Source organism: Aquirufa sp. OSTEICH-129A (genome assembly GCF_054558355.1).
Genome location: NZ_JBPXKC010000003.1, coordinates 96,112 through 121,617 on the forward strand (window position 1 = coordinate 96,112; position 25,506 = coordinate 121,617).

Genomic DNA, 25,506 nt, shown 5'->3' on the forward strand with positions numbered 1-25,506 from the left:
TGATGTATGCCTAAATTTTACCTTCCAATGTAACTGTAAATTGATCAAATGGCAATTGGCTCACCAAATCATCTTCTTTTATTTCATAAAACGCCTGATGGATATTAAATGGATCGTTGCTTTCCACTTTCCAATAGGATCCATCTTCCTGCATTTCATAAGAATTAACCGTATCTCTTAAATTCCAAAGTAAAATGGTAATGGCCATATTTTTAGCCCTTGGATTAACTAATTCAAATAAAGATTCAATTCGACGATCGAAACTTCGAACCATCACATCAGCCGAACCTCCATATACTTTAGGTTCGCCTGCATTATGAAAATAGTAAATACGAGTATGCTCTAGATAATTACCTACAATGGATTTAATATAAATGTTCTCTGACAATCCTTTTCTTTGAGGTCTTAAACAACAGATTCCTCGGACAATCAATAATACAGGAACTCCCACCCGGGATGCTTCATAAAGCATTTCCATGGTATGCGTATCTTGCAATGAATTGATTTTCAAACAAATACCAGAAGGTAAACCATTTTGATGGTTTTCCATTTCTGTTCGAATCATTTCCAATAAACGATTACGCATATCACGAGGAGCCGTAATTAAATGCTCGTAATGCGTTGGCATGGAATGTCCTGTAATAACATTGAAAAACTCAGAGATGTCCTGGGTAATCCGACTATCCGTAGTTAATAAACCGATATCGGTATAAAGCTTGGCGGTATCTTCATTATAATTTCCTGAGGAAAGGTGTGCATAACTCATCACGTAATTTCCCTCATTACGAATTACTTGTAAGAGTTTAGTATGCGTTTTTAACCCAGGAATACCATAGATCACAAAACAACCCGCCTTTTGTAATTTAGTCGCTTCACGAATGTTATTTTCCTCATCAAAGCGAGCTTTTACCTCAAATAAAACCGATACGTGTTTCCCTTGCTCAGCCGCGCGTAATAAGGCATGAGAAATTCTAGAATTCTTAGAAATACGATACAAGGTAATTTTGATGGCCAATACATTGGGATCATCTGCCGCTTGGTCTAGTAATTGAACCACGGGGTCAAAATTATTATACGGGTGATGAAGTAAAATATCACCACGCTTCATGGTCTCAAAAATATCATCAATCTTCACCGATTTTAAGCCTAAGGCTGGAACCACTGAAGGATTGGAAGCCATTTTACCCTTGAATTCAGGATGTTTGACTATTTGCCAAAATGCGGTAAAATCCAAAATGGATGACTTGATGAATATATCAGATTTCTCTAGGGACCATCGTTTCAACATTTCTTCAAGAAGATACTCAGAATGCTCTTTCTCTACTTCTACCCTGGTCACACGGCCCAAACGACGATCTTTTATTTTCTTTTTTATCTCATCTACAAAATCAATTTCTGCATCTTCATGCTCTACCACATCAAAATCACCATTTCTTGTGATACGAAATAAGGTAGTAGATTCAATTTCAACATTTCGGTAAAGCACCTGTAAATGATGACGAATTAATTGTTCTATCGGCAAAAAAAGCACTTTGTCATCTCGTTCAATCACATAGAATCTGGCCAAATTCAAAGGAATTTGAACGAAAGAAATCTTTTTATCTTTCTCTGACTTATGCTTTCCGAGATTTTTCTTGTCGGAATTTCCTATGGTAACTACTCCAAAAATTAAAGTTTTGGCCAATAAGCTTGGAAATGTATGCGTATGGTCAAAAACCATGGGAGTGAGCATTGGATAAATGGTCCGATGGAAATAGGTTTCCACTTCTTGCATTTCCTCCAAACTAAGGTCATCCAAATTAGCCATCAAAAGTCCATTTTCAGGAAAAAGAGGCAGTATTTCCTCAATAAATAAACGATGCTTTTCTAGACTAAATTCTTGTGCAGCTGCAATCAAGGTCTGTTTGAAAGGAATTTCCCTCAATCCAGAGTAGTCGGTTCGCTCCTTACCAAAATCAATGTAATTATATAATGAACCAATACGAATGGTAAAAAACTCATCTAAATTAGAAGCCGTAATTGCTAAGAACTTTAGTCGGTCAAATAAAGTCCTTTGATTATCCCTTGCTTGATCTAAAACTCGTTCATCAAATTTCAACCAAGATAAATCCCTCGAAATAAATTTAGATTTTGCAATAATGTCTTTCGACTTCTGCATGGCCTTCTCAACGCGGCGAGAAGAATCCCTAGGAGCCACTAAATTGATCTTCCAATTCTTAGGCTTTAGTAATGACAAAAGATTCCCTGTGGAGGAATCTTTTGTATCGCTATGTTTAGTTGCTTTATTCGAATGATCCATTATTAATTTAGGCATTTGATTGCTTAATTGCTTCATAATCTGAGCCTAATCTACCTACCTCATGAAGCAGGTATCGTTGAAGCTCGGCATTAAAAACTTTCTTTTCCTCCTCGTCCAAACTGGCATAAAAGTCCTTTAATTCTTGGTTGATGGCTTTCTTCTCAGTTTCGTCTGCCGCATTAATGGCTCTGACATGGTAAGACTTAAAATCAAACTTCATAACCTAAACGTCGACTTTGGCGTATTTAGCATTCTTTTCAATAAAATCTCTACGTGGAGCTACTTCATCGCCCATCAACATGGAGAACAATAAATCTGCTTCAATCGCTGAATCAATGGTTACTTGCTTTAAGGTTCTAGATTCTGGGTTCATGGTAGTTTCCCACAATTGTTCCGCATTCATCTCTCCTAAACCTTTATAACGTTGAACTCCGACATTATCTTCTTTACCTCCACCAGCTAATTCTTGTACTGCTTGATCACGTTGATTTTCAGTCCAGACGTAACGTACATTTTGTCCTTTTTTCACTTGGTATAAAGGAGGTTGAGCAATGTAGATATAACCATTATCCACCAATGGACGCATGTAACGGAAGAAGAATGTCAAAATCAAAGTCCTGATGTGGCTTCCGTCCACGTCGGCATCCGTCATAATGATGATTTTGTGGTAACGTAATTTATCAATATTCAGGGCTTTCTCATCCCCATCTTTACCAAAAAATACCCCAAGAGCGGTCATCATGTTTTTGATTTCCTCATTCTCATAAATACGGTATTCTTGGGCTTTTTCTACGTTCAAAATCTTTCCACGTAAAGGTAAAATAGCTTGGAAAGCACGATTACGCCCTTGCTTGGCGGTTCCACCCGCGGAGTCTCCCTCGACCAAGTATAACTCACAAATCTCAGGATCCGAGTCCGAGCAGTCAGCTAATTTACCAGGCAAAGAGTTAGATCCAAGCACGGTTTTTCTTTGAACCATTTCACGAGCTTTGCGAGCTGCATGCCTTGCTTGAGCTGCCAAAATCACCTTGGCTACAATCTGGCGAGCCTCTTTAGGATGCTCCTCCAACCAAGATTCCAACATATCTGACATGGCTGCAGAAACAGCACCAGACACCTCTCCATTACCCAGTTTTGTTTTTGTTTGACCCTCAAACTGAGGCTCTGCAACCTTCACCGAAATAACAGCTGTTAGTCCTTCTCTAAAATCGTCTCCGGCAATATCTATCTTAAGCTTTTCTAATGCGCCCGATTTATCGGCATAGTTTTTCAAGGTGCGTGTTAAAGCTCCTCTAAAACCAGCAACGTGAGTACCGCCTTCAATCGTATTAATGTTGTTCACATATGAAACCACATTTTCAGAATAAGACGTATTGTATAACATGGCTACTTGAACCGGAACACCATTTTTATCACCTTCCATGTAGATAGGCTCAGCAAATAATGGCTCACGCGTAGCATCTAAATAAGTCACAAATTCACGCAAACCGCCTTCTGAGAAAAATTCCTCAGATTTTGGCTCGCCATTTTCATCTAATTCACGTAAATCCGTTAAAAATACCCGAATTCCAGCATTTAAAAAGGACAATTCACGTAAGCGGCCAGCTACGGTTTCATATTTGTATTCAGTAACGGTAAAAATACTTGCATCCGGCTTAAACAATACAGATGTACCTGTTTTGTCCGTTGTTCCCACTTCCTTTACTGGATACTGAGGAACTCCTATCTTGTATTCTTGTTGGAAAATCTTTCCCTCTCTTTGAACTGTTACTTTTAAATCCGTAGACAAAGCATTAACACAGGATACACCAACTCCGTGGAGACCACCAGAAACTTTGTAGGTATCCTTATCAAACTTTCCTCCAGCGTGCAACACCGTCATAACCACCTCCAAAGCAGAGCGTTTCTCCTTAGTGTGCATGCCTGTAGGAATACCCCGACCATTATCTTCTACCAAGATGGAATTATCTGTATTGATCGTAACCTTGATTAAATCACAATGACCTGCCAAAGCCTCATCAATGGAGTTATCTACAACCTCCCAAATCAAGTGATGAAGACCTTTAAATCCGGTATCACCGATGTACATGGAAGGACGCTTACGAACCGCCTCTAAACCTTCTAAAACTTGGATATTATCTGCACCGTAATTTGCTCTATCTTGAGCCGCCGAATCTTGTGCTTCTGACATAATGATGTGTAAAAGGGTTAAATGAAGAACTCCCTATTTCCATAGGACAGTCCTCTAAAAATTCTTGAATTAATTTTTTAAAAATAAGGATTTTTTCCCTGAAAAACTAGCAATACTTCAGGGAAAAAATCCACATGATATTAGTGTTTGAAATGACGAATTCCCGTCATGACCATCGCCATTTGATGAGCATTACAGAAATCAATGGAATCTTGATCCTTGATAGATCCTCCTGGCTGAGTAACAGCCACCACACCTGCTTTACTAGCAATCTCCACACAGTCTGGGAATGGGAAAAAAGCATCAGATGCCATCACCGAACCCTGTAAATCAAAACCAAATTCTTTGGCTTTTTCTATGGCCTGCTTCAAAGCATCCACACGAGAGGTTTGACCCACTCCAGAGGCCAATAATTGCCCTTCTTTTGCTAAAACAATGGTATTGGATTTGGTATGCTTACAGATTTTCAAGGCAAAAGCCAAAGCTCTTTTTTGCTCCTCCGTTGGCGCTACCGTGGTAACCGTTTTAAAATCAGCTACCCCTTCCATCACTAAATCTTTATCTTGTTCCAATACCCCATTCAACAGGGTCTTAAACATTACCTTGGGAAACTCAACTTGATTTCTTTTTAAAAGAATTCGATTCTTTTTTGTTTTTAATATGGCCAAAGCCTCTTCTGTAAACGATGGAGCAATTAGTATTTCACAAAACAATGGATTGATGGATTCAGCAGCAGCCTTATCTACTTCTTGGTTAGTCGCTAAAACACCACCAAATGCCGATACCGGATCGCATGCCAAGGCTTTATCATAAGCCTCTTTGACCGAATTACCTGTTGCCACGCCACAAGCATTCATATGTTTGATGATAACAAAGGCTGTTTCTTCAAATTCATCTAATAAAGATAAACAAGCGTCTACGTCAACTAAGTTATTGTATGACAATTCTTTACCATGCAATTTGTCAAACAAAGCCGCTAAATCTCCATAAAATTTACCTTGCTGGTGAGGGTTTTCTCCATAACGCAAGGAATGGGAGGGCAAAGTAGTATAATTGGCTAAGTCAGCAGATTCTCCAGCGAAATAACGCTGAATGGCACCATCATAATGGGAGGAAACAGCAAATGCCTTTTGAGCAAAACTTCTTCTTTGTTCCAAGGTAGTGCCTGCTCCATTCACTTCAAAAATGGAAGAAACCTCAGCATATTGATCTCTTGATGACACAATTAACACATCGGCAAAATTTTTCGCCGCACCACGGATTAAGGAGATTCCTCCAATATCAATTTTCTCAATAATATCTTCATCAGAAGCTCCTGAAGCTACCGTTTCTTCAAATGGATATAAATCCACCATGACCAAATCCAAAGCAGGAATCTCGTATTGTTTAGCTACTTCCACATCAGAAGCATTATCACGACGGTATAAAATACCTCCAAAAACCTTAGGGTGTAAAGTTTTCACACGTCCTCCAAATATGGATGGATATCCGGTTAAATCCTCCACCGCAATCACGGGAATTCCCAAATCTTCAATAAAGGATTGAGTTCCTCCGGTTGAATATAAGGTCACTCCTTCTTCATGAAGCTTTTGAATGATCGGTGCTAAACCATCTTTGTAATAAACAGAAATTAAGGCTGATTGAATTTTTTTAATCGACATGGGGCTTGGAAATAAATGAAGCCACAAAGGTACGAATTAAAACAAAAACCGACTAATCTTAATGCGATTGCTTAATCGGGTTTTAGGGAGAATTGCTAACAAAAACCAAGTCTGAATGACTTTCAATAAAAAGGGAATCCAATTCTTACATTGGATTCCCTAGATTTCACTTCAAGCTGTTTATTTTCTACCTTTTTTAGTCAAGGCTTCATAACGTAAAAGACTTTCTAAAAAATAATAGTCGGCATACACCAATGGCACATCTATCTCAGAATTAAGAGACTTAGCCCCTACACAATGTTTAATTAAGAAATTATTATTCTCTCCCAAAGCCGCCCTATAAGCCGGGCTAGATAAGGCGCTTAACATGGTGACAGCATCTTGGAAATACCGTTTACCCTTGGCACCAGCATAGGTACTCAACTCGAACAATGCCGAAGCTGTAATGGCTCCTGCTGAGGCATCTCGTTCCTCGTTGGGAATATTAGGTGCATAGAAATCCCAATATGGAATTTTATCTGCAGGTAAATTGGGATGGTTCAAATAGTAATCTGCAATATTTTGAGCAAATTCCAAGTACTTCTTATTCTTCGTCTCTCGGTACATGGTGGTAAATCCGTAAATCGCCCAAGCATGTCCACGGGTCCATGTAGATTCATCTTGGTAACCTTGATGTTGCTTCTTGGCTAGTACCTTTCCCTCTTCATCATATAAAATCACGTGATAGCTGGAGTAATCCGGTCGGAAATGATGCTTGATTGTGTTTTCAGCATGGGTAATGGCTATGTCATGAAATCGCTTATCGCCTGTTTCGCGTGAAGCCCAAAAAAGCAATTCCAGGTTCATCATATTATCAATGATAACAGGGTATTTAAATCCACCTTTAAAGCTATTCCATGATTTTATCAGTCCAACTTTAGGGTCGAAACGAGTTGCCAAGGATTTAGCTGATTGAATCAAAACCTGCTTGGCCTGAGGATCCTTGGTCAAACGTAATTGATTTCCAAAGGAATCAAACATCATAAAACCTAAATCATGTGTTCCTTTATTGAATTGCTCCTTTTTAACAGCTGCCGTCCATAACCTAGCCGCTTTCTCCCATTGAGGATCTTTCGTTTTTTCATATAAAAACCAAAGGCTTCCTGGAAAGAAACCAGAACACCACCAGCTGGATGGCATATTTCGATAGGTTCCATCCGGACGGGCTGAATGAACCGTAGTACTCGTATCTGGGTGATCGGCCAACATACGTTGGTACTGTTGACCAGCCAAGGCAAACTGTTTGTTTACATCAATTTTCTGAGCCATGAGCCCAGTACTGATGAAACACAAAATTAAATAGACATATCTCATAGGTTTGTAATTTGTTTCAAGGAGTTAAAATTGAATAAGACAATTTAGCAAATACAATATAATGTTATCTTCCCATCCATCCTCCGTCTACTGTCAAAATAGTTCCATGAACATAGTTTGATGCTTCGGAGGCCAAGAATACCAAGGGGCCTTTGAAATCATCAGGGCTCCCCCATCTTCCCGCGGGAATTCGACTAAGGATGGAAGTGCTACGGTCAGGATCGTCCCTAAGAGCAGCAGTATTGTCAGTGGCAATATAGCCCGGAGCAATGGCATTCACATTAATACCTTTGGAGGCCCACTCGTTAGCTAAGGCCATGGTCAAACGGGCTATACCTCCTTTACTTGCGGCATAACCTGGCACATTGATGCCTCCCTGAAAACTTAATAAAGAAGCAGTAAAAATGATTTTTCCGGAACCTTGTTTCAGCATGATTCGACCAATTTCTCGACTTAAAATAAACTGGGAGCTTAAGTTGACTTCCAATACTTCATCCCAATATTCATCGGAATGTTCGGCAGCAGGATCACGTAAAATAGTCCCCGCATTATTAACTAAAATATCGATTCTTGGGAAGTCGAAACTGACATTTTTTATAAGTTGATACAAAGACTCACGGTTAGAAAAATCAGCTTGATAGGCTTTAAATTTACGACCTAAAGCAAGCACTTCTTTCTCTATTTCCGAGCCCTGCAATTCCAAATTGGCTGAAACACCAATGATGTCCGCACCAGCCTCAGCTAAGCCGATGGCCATAGCCTTTCCTATACCTCTTTTGCATCCCGTTACCAATGCAAGCTTTCCACTTAAATCAAACATCTATTTCTCTATTTTACTTTCAAAAGCCTAATTATAGATAAAATTACTCTTTAAGCCTAAAATACATGTTGTAAAACATGGTGGTTGGAATCTCATCAATTATTTGATAATGATTCAATTATTGATTTAACGCAAGTTTATATTAAAATAAAACGTGCAATTTTAAGACTCAAATGGATAAGCATATGACTAAAAAACCAAATCATGTAGTTCCTACTCTTTCGGGAGCTTGGTCAGTTAAAAAATTAGGATCATCCAAAGCCGTCAGAAATTTCGATAGCCGAGAAAAAGCAATTCAGTTTGGCCAAGAATTAAGTAAATCTGAAAAAAATGATTTTTATGTCCATAAAATAAATGGCATTGTAGAGAAAAAAATCTCCTATAAAACCCATTTATAGGTATGGGTTATGAAAAGAATATATTTATCAATTGTCCGTTTGACGCTGAATTTATTGATAATCTTTTAAAACCAACTTTATTTATCATTCTTAAAAATGGATTTAATCCAAGGATTTCTCTTGAATTTTTTGATTCAGGTCAATCAAGAATTTTAAAAATTACTGAAATCATCAAACAGTGCCAATACAGTATTCATGATATTTCAAAAGTAAAATCTAGAGCGATAAATGAATTTGCTCGAATGAATATGCCATTTGAACTTGGTATTGATTATGGTCTCAGGTATTCGGGAAAAAAAACATTCGAAACAAAGCAATTTTTGATTTTGGAAGCGGAAAAATACGAATACATGCCTGCATTGTCAGATATTAGTGGGTTTGACACCAAGGCTCATAAGAATGAAACAAAAGAACTCTTCAAATGCCTCTATTCATGGTTTAGTGAAACATTAAAAATAAACAAACAAGACCCACCTGGGAAAATATTTGATGAGTTCATGGAATTCAATTCAAGATTATTGGATGAAAAACTAGATCAACTACAAGATGAAACCTTAGCCTTGGATTACATCCAGCATATCACAATCCCTGAATATATTCAGGAAATAAAAGGTCAATTTGATTTTAAAAATGAAATCTGAAATCAATTAATCTTCTTAAACATCATCTTCCTATACATATTCGGACTTACTCCAATAGTCCTTTTAAATATTTTAGTAAAGTAAGATAAGGAATCAAAACCACAAGCAAAGGCAATATCTCCGATGCTAAGATCTTTAACTAACATTTTTTTTGCCTGAGTGATTCGATACTGATTGAGGTAATTCGTAAAACTCAACTGGGTTTTTGTTTTAAAATACCGACAAAATGCTTCCTTTGATAAATGGCATTGCTCAGAAATTTCCTGCAATGAAATGGGCCTCATATAATGACTTTCAACCCAATCTTTAACCAATCTCCAGCGTTGTTGGTCTCGCTGCGTGGGGTTTTCCCAGGTCGCAGTTTCATTCAAATAAACCCAACGCATTTCTTTTGCCAATACCTGAAAAACGGATAAAATCTCCATGAACTGATCAAAATGCGATTTATCTGGCAAAGCCATCAAGCGTTGACCCAATGCTTCTTTCTTGTCCCCCTCAAAAACAATCCCTGTTTTTGCCATTTCAAACAATGTTTTAATGGCGTGTAATTCTGGCACCTCTGACCAAGTCCTTCCTAAAAAGTCTTCCTTCATTTGCACCACTATTTTCCGATAAGGCACTTTTAGTCCATAATCGAAATTTAAATGAGGCACATGAGGACCAATAAATACCAAATCACTTTGTTGATATTGACTCACATGACTCCCTACCCTTCTTGGCCCCGATTCTGCCTCTATATAAAGTAATTCATATTCAGGATGAGAATGCCATAAGTAAAAATCCTGAAGATGAGGAGTCTGCAAAATTCTAAATGAACTTTCCTCCTTGATTTGAACCGCCTCGAATTGTACTTTCATTTTATCAAAATTGATATATTAAATACTATACTACTCAATAAATATCAATATTGTTATAAAATTGGTTAATTCCATTTAAAAATCAGGAAATTCATCTAACTAACTTGCCACAACAAAAGCAAACCAAAGCATGAAAACAAATTCCCAAAGCACCCAATCCATGGCCACTATGAATGCCCATTTGGACATTCCTGGAAATCCTTCCCTAGCCAAAAGCAGCATTAGTCAATTGAATGATGGAAAATCAGGTAAGCCCTTGCGCGCTTTAAGCCAAGAAGAATTTGATTTCTGGAAAAGAGAAGGATATATCGTAGTCAAAAATGCCATTTCAAAAGAACAAGCAGCACAGACAGCCCAGGCTATTTGGGAGTTTGAGGAAAAAGACCCAAATGATAAAAGTACCTGGTATACTCCACCAAGGGCAGACATGCAAATGAAGGAATTGATTGGATCCGGGATGGTGGAAATGTATAATCATCCCTTATTGTGGGCCAATCGACAAAGCCAACGTGTTTATGATGCATTTGTGGACGTTTGGGGAACGGAAGATTTGTGGGTTACCATAGATCGATGCAATCTCAATTTTCCAGTTCAGCCAGATAAACCATTTAAAGGTTTCATTCATTGGGATTATGATCCAGAAACTAAACCAGTTAACGTACAAGGGGTCTTAGCTTTAGTAGACCAAACCGATGAAGACATGGGAGGTTTTCAATGTATTCCTGAACTATACCGCACCTATGATACTTGGAAATTAAGCCAACCTGAAAATAGAGACCGTTTTAAACCAGATACTTCTGGCTTTCAAATGACCAAAGTGAAAATGGAATCAGGGGATTTACTTATTTTCAACAGTTTGTTGGCACATGGTATTAGACCTAATTTAACCCAAGATAAAGTTCGAGTAGCACAATACATTTCTATGATGCCCGCCGAACCTAGTAATCACATGTTAGTAGATTGGAGGATCAACTCTTGGAAAAATAAAATTGCTCCAGAAGGTTATGCCTTTCCTGGCGATCCGAGAGAAAAAGAAAAAACACAAGCTGTGGCAGAGTTAAGCGACCTAGGAAAAAAACTGCTGGGGTATATCTGATGCATGCATCAGATTTTCAGGCAAGCATCAGATTGTCATGCATGCATCAGATCTACCGCAAATGAATCGCTGAATCTTTGATTTCAAAAGGATGATTTTTCATCATTTCCCACATGGCTGCTCCGGCTAACAATAAAGGGCCATATCCATGCGCTGCAAAAGGAGATATAGGACGATTGAAATAAAAGGCAGGATCCCAAGCCAGTCCAGTACCAACACAAGTACCATCTACTTGACCTTGAGCATTCACTTTTGAACTAACGGCCTGCCATCCTAAAATAGCAGCTGGGCCATAGGTTCTTGGATCTAACCAACCCTGGTTGATTCCTTTTGCTATGACATAGGTATAAATAGCTGTTGCTGAAGTTTCTAAATATGAATCAGGACGATCTAATAATTGATGCCAAAAACCAGTCCCATCTTGATGAGCTAATAGGCCCTTCAAATGCTTTTTCAATTGAATTAATAAAGCTGGACGAGCCGGATGATTGGCCGGTAAGTGTTCCAACAATTCAGCGTTTGTTAATAAAGCCCAACCATTGGCCCTAGCCCAGTGAAATTCAGGGTGCTCCTCTGCTCCTTCTAAATAGCCATGCATAAACATACCTAAGTTAGGATTGAACATTCTTTTTTGATACGATTCAAACTGAAAAACAGCTTCGTTAAAGCATTTTACATTGACGGAATCTTTTCCAAATTGAAGTAAAGCCGGTATCGCCATATACAAATCATCCAACCAAATGGTATTAGGTAATGGGCGCATACGAGCTAAGGTTTTATCAGGCAAACGATGTTCTTCCTTCAAAATAAAATTCAATGCTTTTTGCGTAATTAAGGAGTCATCACCGTCAAAACCAGCACGTTTAGCTTTCAGAAATGCCATGGACATGGCTCCAATATCATCCAAAGCTTTGGGATTAATTAAGCCACTCAAAACATGTGATTTGGCAGGATTTTGCTGTGTATATTGATAAGCCTTGGGTAATGTTTCTAAAATAAATCTCAAACGCTTAAATACGTATTCCTTGAACTTAGCATCTCCACTTACCTTTTCCAAAGCTAGCATACCACTGTAAGTCACTCCGAATTCATACGAAACAGGCCTAAAGTCCCCTTTGGCAAAAGTTAATTGATCAGAATAAATCTGGTATGGATTCCAAGCCTCACCGGATGCTTTGTGTATTAAGTTAGCAGGTGTAGCCTTTTCTAAATAGGTATAAACCTTATCTACGGTTGCTTTGATTTGAGCTTCATTAGGAATAATATATGGTGTAGGGTAATCCGGTTGAAGAGCATGCAAGGGGGCGTTTGCATCCGAGGCTGCTGTAATGTTTTTTTGAGCTAAGCTAGGAAAGATGCAAAAAATGATCACTCCCCAAGTCAAGATGTATTTTTTCATAATCGGATAATTACACAAAGAATAAAGACAAAGTGCCGACAAATCTACGCATAAACTCATAAAAAAGGAGTTTTCTTGCGCTGTTAACGTATAGAAAACTCCTTTAAGTGGTATTTATTGTGAACTTATTGCTTCACTTCTATTCCAGAGATCTGAACCACAATTTGTTGTGGAGCTGTTTGAGGATTTACTGCCACAAAATAGACATCGTGTGTTCCAGAGACTGGTTGGATATCTACTTTGATTGGAGCAGGGCCTCCCATTCTTCTTTGTCCACCACCTTGTCCAGCAGGAGCACCCGCTACTGGTGCAGGGGCTGTAGTTGGAGTACCTAATGGAGCACCTTTTTGCTGTGGATTGGCAGCTGCAGGAGGAGGTCCAAATCCAGTGGCTTGTGAGACAGCAATTGGAGTAGTTTTTCCAATTAAAGTACCCGTTGGAGAATCTAAACGAATTTCAATCACACCACCAGATGCATTGGTACGTGCTTGAGCAGATGCACTTATATCCATGGATTTAATACCCGTCAAATCCAATTGCTTGTAAGCAATGTAAGGATTTTGCCCAACCATGTTGGTAGCACGGGCTGGAGTGATTAATTGCTGAATACCAAAACGTAAATCTGCCTTTTCAGGATCTAATGCAGGATGACGTAATAATAACCATTTCTCTGATTGAGCCGGAGCAATTTTATTATTTCCCTTATCTACGTAAGTAGCACGTACAACAAATACTCCTTTAGTACCCACCTGCTCCTTTGGAACTACCGCATCAATTTCACCAGCCAAAGGAATATTATTATCTGCCTTCTTGTCTCCTAAACTAAGGATGTAATTAACCATTGATTTAGCATCTGCTTTAGAAATCTGTGGGTGAGCGCTCATGGCATGTTCTCCCCAAACCCCCATTCCTCCAGAAATCACTTTAGCAGATAATTGCTCAACCACGTTTTGTCCTTTGTATTTAGCTGCCACTTCTTGGTAGCTAGGTCCTACTGAACGAACGTTAGGAAGGTGGCATGACTTACAGTCACTTTGGTTAATTAATTTCAAACCTGCAGAAGCAAATAAATCACTATCTGCCTTACGGTGACTTTGAGACATCTCAATAGGATCATAGCCCGAAGCAATATAGTCTATCGTTGCGGCCACTGATTCAGGAGCAATGCCTTTGCCTAAAACACCATCTTCTTTATCTTCAACTTGAACTTGATAAGCTAATTTTTTCCCAGGGAAATAGAATGATTTGTTACCATTCGGAACAACGATATCTATATTAGGAGACTCATTTCCCACTTGAACTTCTAAAGAAGCCGTATTGCTCAAGCCTTTGGGATCCGTTGCTTTTAATGTCACTTGATACTTACCAGCCTGATTTAAAGCTAATTCTGGTGATTCTCCAGCTAGAGTCTTAACTAACTTACCTTGTTTTTTAACTGTCCAAGTATAAGTAAGCTTGTCTCCATCATAATCTTTGGTACCTTCAGCAGATAACTTCGTTTTGAAAGGTAATGCACCGCTTAATTTACCAGCACTAACCTCTACTGATGGTTTTCTATTTCCACCTTGGTATTCAATCTTCACCAATCGAGCATTATCATTTCCTCTGAACCAAGCAGAACCATATTCTAATACATATAAATCGCCATCTGGACTAAATTTCATATCAATGGCACTACCAAAACTTTGGTTTGGCAAGAAACGCTCCATGGACTTGTAGTTTCCATTTTCATCTAAAGTAACTGACATAATCCAGCCACGCATGAACTCAACAATTAACCATTTGCCTTCATAATATGAAGGAAATGCGCGTTTTGCCGTAGTAGGAAAATCTGAACGATGATAAACTGGACCACCGGTAGCACTTCTACCAGAAGCACCTACTAAAGGAAATTCCTCAGATGTACCATATGGATACCAAATAAAGGCTTTCTGTGCTGCAGGTAATTCCTTTAAACCATCGTTATTAGGAGATTCGTTCAAAGGCTTAGCTGGATTAAAACGAGGCCCTACTGTAGAATTTTCGAAATTATAGTCAGCATAGGCTTTATTATCCCCAATAAAATAAGGCCAACCAAAAAATCCTGGGCCTTTAGCTTGGTTAAATTCATCATAACCACGTGGCCCTTTTTCAGAATCCACTGAAGCATCTGGACCAACTTCACCCCAATAAATATATCCTGTTTTTGAATCTACACTAACTCTCCAAGGGTTACGATGTCCCATGGTATAAATTTCTGGGCGAGTCTTAGGCGTTCCTACTGGAAATAAATTTCCTTTTGGAATCGTATATGTCCCATCTTTTTCTGGGTGAATTCGTAAAATTTTACCCAATAAGTTATTGGTATTAGCCGCTCCACGCTGATCATCCCAATAGGCTTGACCTGGACGCTCATCGATTGGTGCATAACCATCTGAATTACTATTACTTGTATTATTACCCACTGTCAAGAATAAATTTCCTGATTTATCAAAAGCCATACCTCCACCTGTGTGGCAGCACTCTTCACGCTGGGTAGGTACCTCTAAAATTACTTTTTGTTGGTCTATCAATAATTCCTCACCCTTTAATTCCACACGTGCTAAAATGTGCTTGCTTTCAGTTGGATGAGCATAGTATAAATACAACCAATGATTTACCTTAAAATTTGGATCAACTGCAATGCCCATTAATCCTTCTTCCGCTTCACGTACCACGCCCACACGATTCTTGTATTTGGTATTGACGATAATATGACCAATTACCTTAGTTTCCTTGGTACTAGGATTAAATTGTTTTACATCTCCTTTTCTTTCCACAAACAAGATTCGACCATCAGGTAAAAAAACCATTTCCATGGGTTCATCTAATTTTTCCGTTAAGACAGACTTAACAAATCGGTTTTCATCTGGAGCCTGAGCATTTCCTTGGATTGACCAAAGAGAAACGCAAGAGAGCATTAAAAGGCGGACTAACTTGACAGTAGTAAAGTGTTTCATATATGTAAGGTTGTTCATTTTACAAAAATGATACAATAAGTCGAATGAAAAAAATGGAAGGGTGCTTTTGCTACCAACCCGCACTATTTGTAGACAAAGGCCGAAATAGCCTAAGAAATCAAGCATAATTCTCCTAAAAATTCCTAATTTTCAAAAAAAAAACAATCAAGCTAATGGGCCGAATACTTATTCTACTTTTACTTTCATTTAGCAGTTTTGCTCAATCCAAAACGGATGAACAAGCTATCCGTGAAGTTTTAGCTACACAAAATAAACTTTGGAACCAAGGAGATATTCCGGGCTTTATGGCCTATTATAATCACTCAGAAGATTTAAAATTCATTGGGAAAAATGGCATTACTCAGGGCTGGGATGCCACCTTAGCTCGATATCATAAAAGCTATCCCAATCAAGAAGCCATGGGCCAACTAACCTTTGATATTTTAGAAGTGGATGTGACTGCCTCGAAAACCGCTTGGGTAATTGGAAAATGGCATTTATCAAGGCCGAAATTGGGTGATGTGGGTGGTCATTTTACCCTACTTCTTAAAAAAGTAAAGGGTAAGTGGGTCATTTTTAGGGACCACACTAGCTAATACATTCCAAAGCATAAAACAATTCAGATGCTATTTGCGCAGAACGCTCGTCGTATTGATAAGCTTCGTCTGGGCTATCATCATAATGCTTCGGGTCTTCATACCTCAATGGAATGCGAGCTGTAGCCCCTGGGATAAAAGGGCAATTTTCATCCGCATGCGAGCAGGTCATCACCGCCGCAAATTGCTGATGGGGATTGATGGGATTGTCAAAGATTTTGGAAAATGCCATCATGGGCTGGCTATCCTCTGAATGAAAAACAAAATAAACGGGATTCACTTGTCCTTGTTGATGTACCTGGAATCCAAATCGTTGCAATGAAGCCACTGCTCGTTCATTGAATGCCGTTTCCTCCACGCCGCCAGAATAGGCTTGTAAGGGAATACCAAAATAATCAGCAGCCGTTTGAGCCCATATCTGTGAAAATTGACTCCTCCTGGAATTATGGGTACAAATGAAATTTAATCGCAATGGCTTACCTTGATCTAGGCAATCTCTCAAATATGCCACTAAAACAGCAATCTGCTCTTTCCTCTCCTGCGATATAGGTCTTTGTCGGATTGCTTGAATGGTTGTTTCTAAGGCTGTAAACATGGGTAAAAAATAAATCACATCGCAATATTACGATTTAGCAAGGAGTTCAGCAATCTGGGATAAAAATCAAGGAACAATAACTTGAAAATGATTTGCCAAGATCCGAAACTCAAACTGATCTGATATGATTAATTCCCCATCGATTTGGGCTTTTAATTTACGATCAGCGAAAATGGAAATTTGTTTAGCTTTCTCAAAGCGTAAAAATGAAATACCCTCGTGTTTTCCTTTTTGGATCTTTGGCAGATACCAAATTCGTTTAAAAATGGATAAGGGCTCACAAAGTAAGACATCCAGTTGATTATCCCAGATCGAGGCATTGGGTACAAAATGAAAGCCTCCACCCGCTCGGGAGGAATTAAAAACCATGCATAAAAATACTTGTTTCTCTATCCATTCATGATCTAAATTCATCCGAACATGAAATGATTTAAAAAGAAACAACTGGGGTATAGCAGCTAAAAAATAACCTATCAAACCGCCTATTGCCCGAATGGTATTCATCGATTCCAGCACTTCCCCTTCCAAGCCCATCCCCACACCATTTAGAAATAATTGTTCATTGCAGGTACCCGCATCCACGGATTGAATATGTGCACCTAAAATGACCTCTAAATGCTGCTCTTTGGAAATATCGCCATATAACTTCCAGTAAAAATCATTGCCTGTACCTCCTTTAAAAAAAGCTATGGGAATTTGACAATCCGAATAGGCATTCGCGAAATAGTTATAGGTACCATCGCCCCCAAGCACCCATACTTGATCAAAACCAGCTAATTGAGCAGGCCAATCTTGGAAAAACAAAGTTAATGTAAGCGAATTTTGAGCTTTCAGATTAACTTGATCCTCTACCCAATGTGCATAAGCTTTTGTTTTTGGGGAACAAAAAGGATTAATCAAAAAGGCGACTTGCTTTATCTCCACACATCCAAGTTTTACATCTGAATATAATTTTTTAGATGCTCAATCGTATCCAAATGGTCTTGAATTGTGGCTGTGATCAAATCATTCACCGAAATGATTCCAATAAAATGTCCGCCTTCCAATACGGGTAGGTAACGAATATTTTTTTCGGAAACGATAATCATACACATTTCCAAGGTGGTTTCCCGGTTAATATGAGGTAAATCGGTCGACATAATCTCCTTGACAGATGCGTCAATGGAGCTTTTACCCAACAGAATTACCTTACGTGCATAATCCCTTTCAGTCATTATGCCCAAATACTGGTTTCCATCCATCACAACTACGGAACCAATGTTTTGGTCTTGCATTATTTTCAATGCTTCAATTACATGCGTATCAGGACCTACGGAAATCGTGTCCCTTTTTCTTTGCGATAAAATGTCATTGACCTTTTTCATAGCTTTAATTTTGTGTTGGAATAATTCAAGTTAAAACAAAAATATTACAAACAAAAAGCTTTGAACATAAAAAAGAGGCCGTAGCCTCTCATTTTTACATTTGCTAAATTATACAGCTATAAAAATGGTATGATTCAGATCATATCCGCCCGATGAATTGGCACTTACACTGGCCAATTCATTTGACAAAGAATCCTTTATGATTGAATCCGTTGTGTTTTTAGTGGAATTTTGCCCATGTAATTTGTATAAATCTGTAGCATATACGGCTGTATTAATCTCTTCAGGAAAGGCAATTTGCGTGGTTAGTTTTAACACATTATTCACATAAATTTGAGCATGAATATGGGTAACTCGCCCTTGGTACCAACCTGGGTAGATCGTTGTGAATTTAGCAATTCCATTAGCATCCGTGGTGGCTATACCCCTACAAAATGTTTTAGCTGTATTATCTTGTGTTCCGAGATATCCCGAATTTATATATCCAGAATAATATCCATCCTTATCACAATGCCAAATGTCTACTCTGGCATTAGGAAGTAATGCGCAATTAGCGTTGACATTTTTAATGGCAATTGTCATATTCAAAGGAATTCCTGTTTTCCCTTCCGTAATATCCGCATGGGTTATACTAGCGTCTCTTTTATTATACAAGGGAAATGGACCATCAGTTTCAGTATCTCCTACTTTACATGCACTGGTAGATGAACTTGAGCTGGAACTACTTGTAGAATTTGAAGAACTAGCAGGACTTAGCGTTTCTTCTGATTTACAAGCTATCATAGCTGCAGGTCCCATCAAAACAGAGGCCCCAGCTTTCCATATAAAATCTTTTCTTTTCAATGTCTTATCCATTTAAGGTGGCGGGTAACTATTCGTTGAAATAAAGAAAACATTCACAAATAAATTTCAACAATCGGTATAAGCCCAAAACAAAAAGTCGAAATCAAGAATCTTGGCGATTTGCATATCATTTCAAATCCTTATCTTAGAAAAAAAATAGAAACATGTCACAAAAACCTCCTGTTGCCATTATCACGGGTGCCTCCAAAGGAATAGGGAAAGCCTTAGCACTCTTATTGGCAGAACATAATTTCCAATTAAGTCTTATTGCTCGAAGCAAAGGAGAACTAAAAGATCTTGCAGAAAGCATTGCTGAGATTGGTCACCGGCCTTTATATTTTGTGGGCGATGTGGCCGACGAAAGCTTTGTAAATTATGCGGTAGAAAAAACAGCGCATACGTTTCAAGGCATTGATTTCCTAATTAACAATGCCGGTTCTGGGGTTTTCGGCCCTACTGAAAGTTATACAGTAGAAAACTGGGACCAAATTTACAATACCAATGTAAAAGGAACATTTCTATTTTCTAAGGCGGTATTATCAAGCATGAAAACTGCCAAAAAAGGTCATATCATTTCCATTGCATCGGACGTTGCTAAGCGTGTGTTTGATGGTGGATCTCTTTATTGCTCCTCTAAATATGCTCAGCACGCTTTTACGGAAGCATTGAGAAAAGAGGTGAGAAAAGACGGAATCAAAGTGTCCACCGTATACTCCGGATTGGTTGATACCATGTTTCACCCAGAGCCTCAGGGAGATGCTAGCCATCAAGCTTGGTTAACATGCGAAAACATGGCAGACAGTATTTATTTTATAATGAATCAGCCTGCGAACGTGGTTATCGATGAGTTAATGATCCACCCTTTGTCACAAGAATATTAAATAAGCATACCTAACATTCGATAAAAAAAGTGAAGCTTTGGGACGATTTTGACAGATACAATTTCCAAGTTCTGGCATTGGAAGATTATTCAATCGATCATAGTCATTGTTATTGAGTGAAACTTATCCATTGTTTTTCGTTTTGAAAGTCCTTAACCTGATTTCCCTATGAGTGTACTCTGTATTGGCGAAGCCTTGATTGATATGATTTGTACCGATAAAGGATCCACTTTAGCGGCTGGAGAAAATTTTCTTAAAAAACCTGGAGGTGCTCCCACGAATGTAGCGGCGGCCATTGCGGCACTTGGTGGAGAAGTCTATTTAAGTGCCAAAGTAGGCAATGATCCCTTTGGAAAGCAATTGCAAGATGTCATGGACAGCTTTGGCGTAAATACCCAGCATGTGCATTTAGACCATCAATATTTTACCACATTTGCTTTTGTATCGCTTATGTTGGATGGAGAGCGGGACTTTGTTTTTAACCGTGGGGCAGACGCACAATTGACGGTAGAAGAAATAAAATTGATTGATTTAAATAAGCAAGATATCATTCATTTTGGTTCAGCTACCGCTTTTTTGGATGGAAACTTGAAAGCCTCCTATTATCATTTACTTCAAGAGGCCAAGGCACTAGGGAAAATTATCAGTTTTGATCCCAATTACCGACACCTATTATTTTCTGATAAACAAGAAAGTTTTATTGAGCAATCCTTGTTTTTCCTTCAAAAGGCCGACTTTATTAAGTTAAGCGATGAAGAAGCCATGCTAATTACCAAGACAGATTCCTTAGAAAAAGCTACCCAGCAGTTGCTTCAATGGTGCAGGGGTGTTTTTGCCATTACATTGGGTAAGGAAGGCACCCTGTTAGGCTTAGCCGGTGAAACTTTTATTGTTCCCAGTATTCCCATTAAACCCACAGATACAACCGGTGCAGGAGATGCCTTTGTAGGGGCTGTATTATTCCAATTAAATGAAGGAGGAGTAAAAAACCTAGGCCAATTAAGTCAGGCAGATTGGACCAAAATTATATTAAATGCTAACAAAGCTGGGGCAAGAACGTGTGAATATATGGGGGCCATGGAAGCATTCCGACATTTGAATTCCAATATCTTTGATTAATTGCTGGTGCCAGTAGATTACCTTAGAAATAAAAAAACTGCCATTGGTCCAAGAAATACATTTCATTAGAAAAAGGCAGTTTATTTTTCAAGCGCACCAGTTTTATATCATGGCGGATTCTTAGGGGATATTTAGGTATTTATAAAATTTTATCCAAAGCACTTTTACCCAAACGAATGCTCTCAAATGCATCTTTTGGCATATCATGCTCCAAGAAATAGTGTTTAAGTCCGCCTATGGAAGCAGCTTTAAAGATAGGTTCATAGTTCACAATTCCTTGTCCTACCGGAACAATGTTTTTATAATCCGTATCAAAGTCTTTAATGTGACAAAGAGGGAAACGACCTGGCTGTTTTTTGAATAATTCAATGATATTCTCTCCAGCTTTGGTAGCCCAACCCAAATCCAATTCAAATTTTAATAAATCTGCTGAGATTTGACTAGAAAATACATCAAAAGCCCTTTGGCCATCAATCACTTTGAACTCCGCATCGTGGTTGTGATAACAGAATGTTAAGCCCGCTTTCTTGGCTAATTCCGCTGATTTACCTAATATATCCACCGATTCCGAAACTTCAGATTTAGACTCTATCGGTATATTGGCACATACTAAATAGCTCAATCCTGCCTCAGCTGCATTGTCAACAATTTGACTTGCATCTGTTTTCAAGGTAAGTAATTTCGGCATTTTACTTGAATCAAAACCTGGACGAGGTTTGAAGGGTGCTCCCAAAACATGGTGTGAAACCCAATTCAATCCTAAATTATTGGTCAATGAACGAAATTCTTTCCCCGTATAACCATAAAACATAGGCTTAAAACTAAAGGCAGATTCCAATTCCTTTATTCCTAAATCAGCTACTTTCTTCAAATTCCCAGGAACATCTTGATCAATCACATTGAATAAAGTGAACAATTGAAGGCCTAGAGGCTTGGATGTCAGCATCTTATCCAAGGCTCCTGATTTTGATAAAAATAAAGATGAGGCAAACAGGGTGCTTGATTGCTGAATAAACTGTCTTCTTTTCATGATTTTCGGGTTTTAATGCTACAAGTTTAATGTATTATTTTGATACAATAAAATATGTTCGACCAGAATTCAAGTTATCGCTTTAATAAAATGTAAGAAAATCACAAAAGCATACAGGCCTTTTCTATTTATCCCCCTTTCTTTTTAATTTCACTTATCAAAAAATGGAAGAGCAATGAGTTCAAAAAATAAATTACGCGTTTTAGTAGTAGGCTGTGGAAATATGGGAGCCTCTCATGCCATGTCTTTTCATACGCATGAGGGTTTTGAGATTTGTGGATTAGTTTCTACGGGAGCCAGCAAAGAAAAATTAAATCAAGAATTAGGCGGTGCATACGATTTGTACTCCGACTATTTGGAAGCCTTAGCTATCACTAAACCGGATGCTGTTTGTATTTCTACCTATCCAGATACACACGAGGCTTATTCCATTGCTGCTTTAGAGTCTGGCTGCCATGTTTTTTTAGAAAAACCTATTGCGGATTCATTAGCTGGGGCCGAAAGGGTTGCCGAAGTAGTTCGCCAAACGGGTAAAAAGCTGGTGGTTGGTTATATCCTTCGTCATCATCCATCTTGGATTAAATTCATTGATATAGCCAAAGGTTTAGGAAAACCTTTGGTTATGCGCATGAACCTAAACCAACAAAGTCATGGATACATGTGGGATGTCCATCGTAATTTGATGAAGAGTTTAAGCCCAATTGTGGATTGTGGGGTTCATTATATAGATGTGATGTGCCAAATGACTCGTTCAAAACCAGTTCGCGTAGCGGCTATTGGTGCTAGATTAACCAACGATATTCCAGCGGGTAATTACAATTATGGCCAGCTGCAAATTCATTTTGAAGATGGTTCAGTAGGTTGGTATGAAGCAGGCTGGGGACCCATGATTTCCCAAACGGCCTATTTCGTCAAAGATGTGTTTGGACCCCAAGGTTCTGTTTCCATCGTGGCTAAGGAGGCGGGAGGAGAAGGAAAATCAGATTCGGTAGAATCGCATACCAAAACAGAATCACTGCGGGTACACAAGGCTGACATCAATGCTCAAAATGAATTTACCCAAGAAGACGAATGGATTAATCTATTGGATGAACCTGATCACCAAGGTCTATGTGATCGAGAGCAAGCGTATTTCTACGATGCCATCACCCATAACTGGGACTTAACAGACCATGTGGCAGATGCCGTAAACAGTTTGAAAATTGCATTTGCTTGCGATGATTCAGTAAAAACAGGCAAAATGATTGAGCTTGATTAATGAATTCCATATACAAAACAAAAGCCCAAGCTGAATTAATGGCTTGGGCTTTTTGTTTTTATTTCAAATAAGTAGCTAACCAATTTCGTATTTCTTGATAATGAAACCGAGAGTTTTCAGCCTTTAAAATCCAGTGGTTTTCTTCTGGAAAAACAATCAATTTACTAGGCACTTTTTGTCGCTGCAATATACTCCAGTTTTCAAGTGTATTATTAATCGGCACCCGGAAATCATTTTCCCCGACTGTCAAGAGGATAGGCGTTTTAAAATTAGCCGCAAATCGCATGGGATTCTGTTCCTTCCAAGTTTTAGTAGGTACCCAAGGTGCTCCTCCATTCATCAATTCCCTTCCCCAAATGACATCAGATGTTCCCCATTGCGCTTCAGAATTGACTAAACCAGCATGTGCAATCAAACATTTAAAATGACTAGTTGTAGCCTGCATCCAATTAGCTAAATGGCCACCATAACTTGCTCCTCCGGCGGCTTGTCTACTTCCATCTATAAATGAAAATCGCTTGATAGCATCATTTGCTGCATCCAATATCTCTTGGCCAGGTCCTTTGAAGGGATCAAACTGGATATCCTGCGTAAATTTTTCGCCATAGCCCACCGAGCCGGTATAATCGGTCATGACAATGACATACTCGGTACCTGCCAGGATATATGGATTCCATCGATACCCATACGTATCTTTAAATGAAATGGCTGGGCCACCGTGCATTAATACGAAAAGAGGATACTTTTTATTCGGATCAAAGGAGGCTGGTTTTAATAAAAAGCTTCTGATTTTCTTTCCTCGACTTGTTGTCCAAAAAACTTCGGCATCTTTCAGATCATAATTTTTAAGGAATGCTTGATTGGCTTTTGAGATGGCTATTTCTTTATCAACATGATGTACAAAAACCTCGGAAGGATTTGCCATACTCTCGTAAGCATATGCAAAAACATTTTCCTGTTGGGATAAGGAAACCTGATTGAATGAACCTTTTTGACCGCCCAAAACAGGCTGAAAAGTCCCATCTTGTAAATTCACTCGAATCAAGCGATCTACGCCCTGATCCTCAATGCTCGCAATCAAATGTTTTGTGGATACTTCTAGTTGATTAATGGGACGATCTAGGGAACTTAACAACTCCGTTTTATTTGACATATCAGGCCAATTGAATCGAAATAAATGGTCTAGTTGATATATCTTATCCTGATGCACACTTCCGGTGGCTAAAGCATATTTCCCATCCTTTGAAAAGTAGATATTTGAATAATCCCATGAATCCTTTACTAATAAGGACTCCTTTCCACCCTGTATATTAAGCTGATAAATCTTAGATGTTGAAAATTGATACGCAGTGGTATTATAATCGGTGCTGGCAATAAAAACTACCGATTGGTTATCAGGAGACCATTTAAATGCCCCTAATTGAAATCCTGGGGATTGAACCAAACTTAGCTCGCTAAATAAATTACGAACCTCTTTGGTTTTCAAATCCAACAAAAAGACATGGGTTTGTTTTTCATCTAGCCAGCTATCCCAATAACGAATGGGGAAAGAAGTATAAACCCTGGCTTTGTATTTCAATTTCTTTTTTTCCTCTGACTGTTTTTTATTCAAAGAATCACTAAAAACTCCAGGAAAAAACCGAGAAGAAAACAAAATTTTACTTCCATCCGAGCTTATTTGTGGACTTCCAATCCCTAAAGAGAAATTGCTTACTCTTTGGGCATCTCCGCCCGCAAAATCTAAACTATATAATTGAGCAGATTCATCTCCTTCACGTTTAGCGGTAAAGAAAATTTTCTTCTCCGTGGGATGCCAAAAGTAATTGTCTTCACCGGCCTTTGTTTGGGTGATTTTTCTAGGAGCTTGCGTTCCATCTGTTGAGGCAATCCACAAGTCACTGGTATTGGATTCTGCCTCATAAGAAACTGCCTGTTGGGAATAAATGACCCATTGACCATCTGGACTTATTTTGGGAGCCCCTACCCGCTTGAGCGAGGTCATGGCTTCATGACTCATGGTTTTCAAAATAGGCTGTTGAGCCAATGTAGAGCCTATTGAAAGAATTAGGATGAAAGAGAATGATAACAATTTGTTCATCGATGAAGTTATATGAGTTTATCTTGAAT

The 25,506-nt window shown here is 38.7% G+C and carries 22 protein-coding genes; 7 read left to right on the forward strand and 15 right to left on the reverse strand.

The window, feature by feature from the left end; genetic code table 11:
• Nucleotides 1-10 precede the first annotated feature (10 nt).
• From ppk1 to kduD, 6 genes are all read right to left on the reverse strand, one after another.
• Nucleotides 11-2,299, reverse strand: a complete 2,289-nt coding sequence (gene ppk1 / locus SKC36_RS06960; protein ID WP_459465361.1) for a polyphosphate kinase 1 — start codon at nucleotides 2,297-2,299, stop codon at nucleotides 11-13.
• 7 nt (nucleotides 2,300-2,306) lie between these two features.
• A complete protein-coding gene (locus tag SKC36_RS06965; RefSeq protein ID WP_459453552.1) occupies nucleotides 2,307-2,519 on the reverse strand; it encodes a hypothetical protein in 213 nt (70 codons plus the stop codon).
• A 3-nt stretch (nucleotides 2,520-2,522) separates the two neighbouring features.
• Entirely contained in the window at nucleotides 2,523-4,490 is a 1,968-nt protein-coding gene (gene gyrB / locus SKC36_RS06970) for a DNA topoisomerase (ATP-hydrolyzing) subunit B (RefSeq protein WP_459453551.1), read from the reverse strand.
• A gap of 140 nt (nucleotides 4,491-4,630) precedes the next feature.
• On the reverse strand, nucleotides 4,631-6,151 hold the full coding sequence (purH, locus tag SKC36_RS06975; protein WP_459465363.1) for a bifunctional phosphoribosylaminoimidazolecarboxamide formyltransferase/IMP cyclohydrolase: 1,521 nt from the start codon (nucleotides 6,149-6,151) through the stop codon (nucleotides 4,631-4,633).
• 180 nt (nucleotides 6,152-6,331) lie between these two features.
• Nucleotides 6,332-7,459 carry a glycoside hydrolase family 88 protein gene (locus tag SKC36_RS06980; RefSeq protein ID WP_459453548.1) on the reverse strand — a complete coding sequence of 376 codons (1,128 nt, stop codon included), beginning with the start codon at nucleotides 7,457-7,459 and terminating at the stop codon, nucleotides 6,332-6,334.
• 109 nt (nucleotides 7,460-7,568) lie between these two features.
• On the reverse strand, nucleotides 7,569-8,324 hold the full coding sequence (gene kduD, locus SKC36_RS06985) for a 2-dehydro-3-deoxy-D-gluconate 5-dehydrogenase KduD (RefSeq protein WP_459453547.1): 756 nt from the start codon (nucleotides 8,322-8,324) through the stop codon (nucleotides 7,569-7,571).
• A 185-nt stretch (nucleotides 8,325-8,509) separates the two neighbouring features.
• Here kduD and SKC36_RS06990 point away from each other — a divergent pair, with 185 nt between their 5' ends.
• Both SKC36_RS06990 and SKC36_RS06995 read left to right on the forward strand, forming a co-directional pair.
• Complete coding sequence (locus SKC36_RS06990; protein ID WP_459453546.1) at nucleotides 8,510-8,722, forward strand: DUF2188 domain-containing protein; 213 nt, start codon at nucleotides 8,510-8,512, stop codon at nucleotides 8,720-8,722.
• 2 nt (nucleotides 8,723-8,724) lie between these two features.
• The gene (locus SKC36_RS06995; protein WP_459465365.1) at nucleotides 8,725-9,363 is read left to right on the forward strand and encodes a hypothetical protein; all 639 of its coding nucleotides are present in this window, start codon (nucleotides 8,725-8,727) and stop codon (nucleotides 9,361-9,363) included.
• 2 nt (nucleotides 9,364-9,365) lie between these two features.
• On the opposite strand, the gene SKC36_RS07000 is transcribed toward SKC36_RS06995, so the two are convergent.
• Nucleotides 9,366-10,220, reverse strand: a complete 855-nt coding sequence (locus SKC36_RS07000; protein WP_459453543.1) for a helix-turn-helix transcriptional regulator — start codon at nucleotides 10,218-10,220, stop codon at nucleotides 9,366-9,368.
• 130 nt (nucleotides 10,221-10,350) lie between these two features.
• Here SKC36_RS07000 and SKC36_RS07005 point away from each other — a divergent pair, with 130 nt between their 5' ends.
• Nucleotides 10,351-11,316 carry a phytanoyl-CoA dioxygenase family protein gene (locus SKC36_RS07005; RefSeq protein ID WP_459465367.1) on the forward strand — a complete coding sequence of 322 codons (966 nt, stop codon included), beginning with the start codon at nucleotides 10,351-10,353 and terminating at the stop codon, nucleotides 11,314-11,316.
• Nucleotides 11,317-11,368: 52 nt separating this feature from the next.
• On the opposite strand, the gene SKC36_RS07010 is transcribed toward SKC36_RS07005, so the two are convergent.
• Both SKC36_RS07010 and SKC36_RS07015 read right to left on the reverse strand, forming a co-directional pair.
• Nucleotides 11,369-12,715: a glycoside hydrolase family 88/105 protein gene (locus SKC36_RS07010; RefSeq protein ID WP_459453540.1), complete on the reverse strand. Its 1,347-nt coding sequence runs from the start codon at nucleotides 12,713-12,715 to the stop codon at nucleotides 11,369-11,371.
• Between the two features lie 125 nt (nucleotides 12,716-12,840).
• Nucleotides 12,841-15,693: a PQQ-dependent sugar dehydrogenase gene (locus SKC36_RS07015; RefSeq protein WP_459465369.1), complete on the reverse strand. Its 2,853-nt coding sequence runs from the start codon at nucleotides 15,691-15,693 to the stop codon at nucleotides 12,841-12,843.
• Nucleotides 15,694-15,866: 173 nt separating this feature from the next.
• Between SKC36_RS07015 and SKC36_RS07020 the strand changes: the two genes are divergently transcribed.
• Complete coding sequence (locus tag SKC36_RS07020; RefSeq protein ID WP_459453538.1) at nucleotides 15,867-16,289, forward strand: YybH family protein; 423 nt, start codon at nucleotides 15,867-15,869, stop codon at nucleotides 16,287-16,289.
• On the opposite strand, the gene SKC36_RS07025 is transcribed toward SKC36_RS07020, so the two are convergent.
• The 4 genes from SKC36_RS07025 to SKC36_RS07040 form a co-directional block, all read right to left on the reverse strand.
• A complete protein-coding gene (locus tag SKC36_RS07025) occupies nucleotides 16,282-16,884 on the reverse strand; it encodes a low molecular weight phosphatase family protein (RefSeq protein WP_459453537.1) in 603 nt (200 codons plus the stop codon). The genes SKC36_RS07020 and SKC36_RS07025 overlap by 8 nt on opposite strands.
• Nucleotides 16,885-16,950: 66 nt before the next feature.
• The gene (locus SKC36_RS07030) at nucleotides 16,951-17,808 is read right to left on the reverse strand and encodes a diacylglycerol/lipid kinase family protein (protein WP_459465371.1); all 858 of its coding nucleotides are present in this window, start codon (nucleotides 17,806-17,808) and stop codon (nucleotides 16,951-16,953) included.
• Nucleotides 17,809-17,819: 11 nt separating this feature from the next.
• Nucleotides 17,820-18,248, reverse strand: coding sequence for a CBS domain-containing protein (locus SKC36_RS07035; protein WP_459465373.1), 429 nt, complete (start codon nucleotides 18,246-18,248; stop codon nucleotides 17,820-17,822).
• Nucleotides 18,249-18,356: 108 nt separating this feature from the next.
• A complete protein-coding gene (locus SKC36_RS07040; protein ID WP_459465375.1) occupies nucleotides 18,357-19,091 on the reverse strand; it encodes a dioxygenase family protein in 735 nt (244 codons plus the stop codon).
• Nucleotides 19,092-19,255: 164 nt separating this feature from the next.
• Between SKC36_RS07040 and SKC36_RS07045 the strand changes: the two genes are divergently transcribed.
• Together SKC36_RS07045 and SKC36_RS07050 are read left to right on the forward strand one after the other, a co-directional pair.
• A complete protein-coding gene (locus SKC36_RS07045) occupies nucleotides 19,256-19,972 on the forward strand; it encodes an SDR family oxidoreductase (RefSeq protein ID WP_459453532.1) in 717 nt (238 codons plus the stop codon).
• A 168-nt stretch (nucleotides 19,973-20,140) separates the two neighbouring features.
• On the forward strand, nucleotides 20,141-21,091 hold the full coding sequence (locus SKC36_RS07050) for a carbohydrate kinase family protein (protein ID WP_459465377.1): 951 nt from the start codon (nucleotides 20,141-20,143) through the stop codon (nucleotides 21,089-21,091).
• A 139-nt stretch (nucleotides 21,092-21,230) separates the two neighbouring features.
• Here SKC36_RS07050 and SKC36_RS07055 read toward each other — a convergent pair whose 3' ends face one another.
• The gene (locus SKC36_RS07055; protein WP_459465379.1) at nucleotides 21,231-22,121 is read right to left on the reverse strand and encodes a sugar phosphate isomerase/epimerase family protein; all 891 of its coding nucleotides are present in this window, start codon (nucleotides 22,119-22,121) and stop codon (nucleotides 21,231-21,233) included.
• A 175-nt stretch (nucleotides 22,122-22,296) separates the two neighbouring features.
• Here SKC36_RS07055 and SKC36_RS07060 point away from each other — a divergent pair, with 175 nt between their 5' ends.
• Nucleotides 22,297-23,379 (forward strand): Gfo/Idh/MocA family oxidoreductase, encoded by a 1,083-nt coding sequence (locus SKC36_RS07060; protein WP_459465381.1) that lies wholly within the window; start codon nucleotides 22,297-22,299, stop codon nucleotides 23,377-23,379.
• Between the two features lie 58 nt (nucleotides 23,380-23,437).
• Here SKC36_RS07060 and SKC36_RS07065 read toward each other — a convergent pair whose 3' ends face one another.
• A complete protein-coding gene (locus SKC36_RS07065) occupies nucleotides 23,438-25,477 on the reverse strand; it encodes a S9 family peptidase (protein ID WP_459465383.1) in 2,040 nt (679 codons plus the stop codon).
• Nucleotides 25,478-25,506 lie beyond the last annotated feature (29 nt).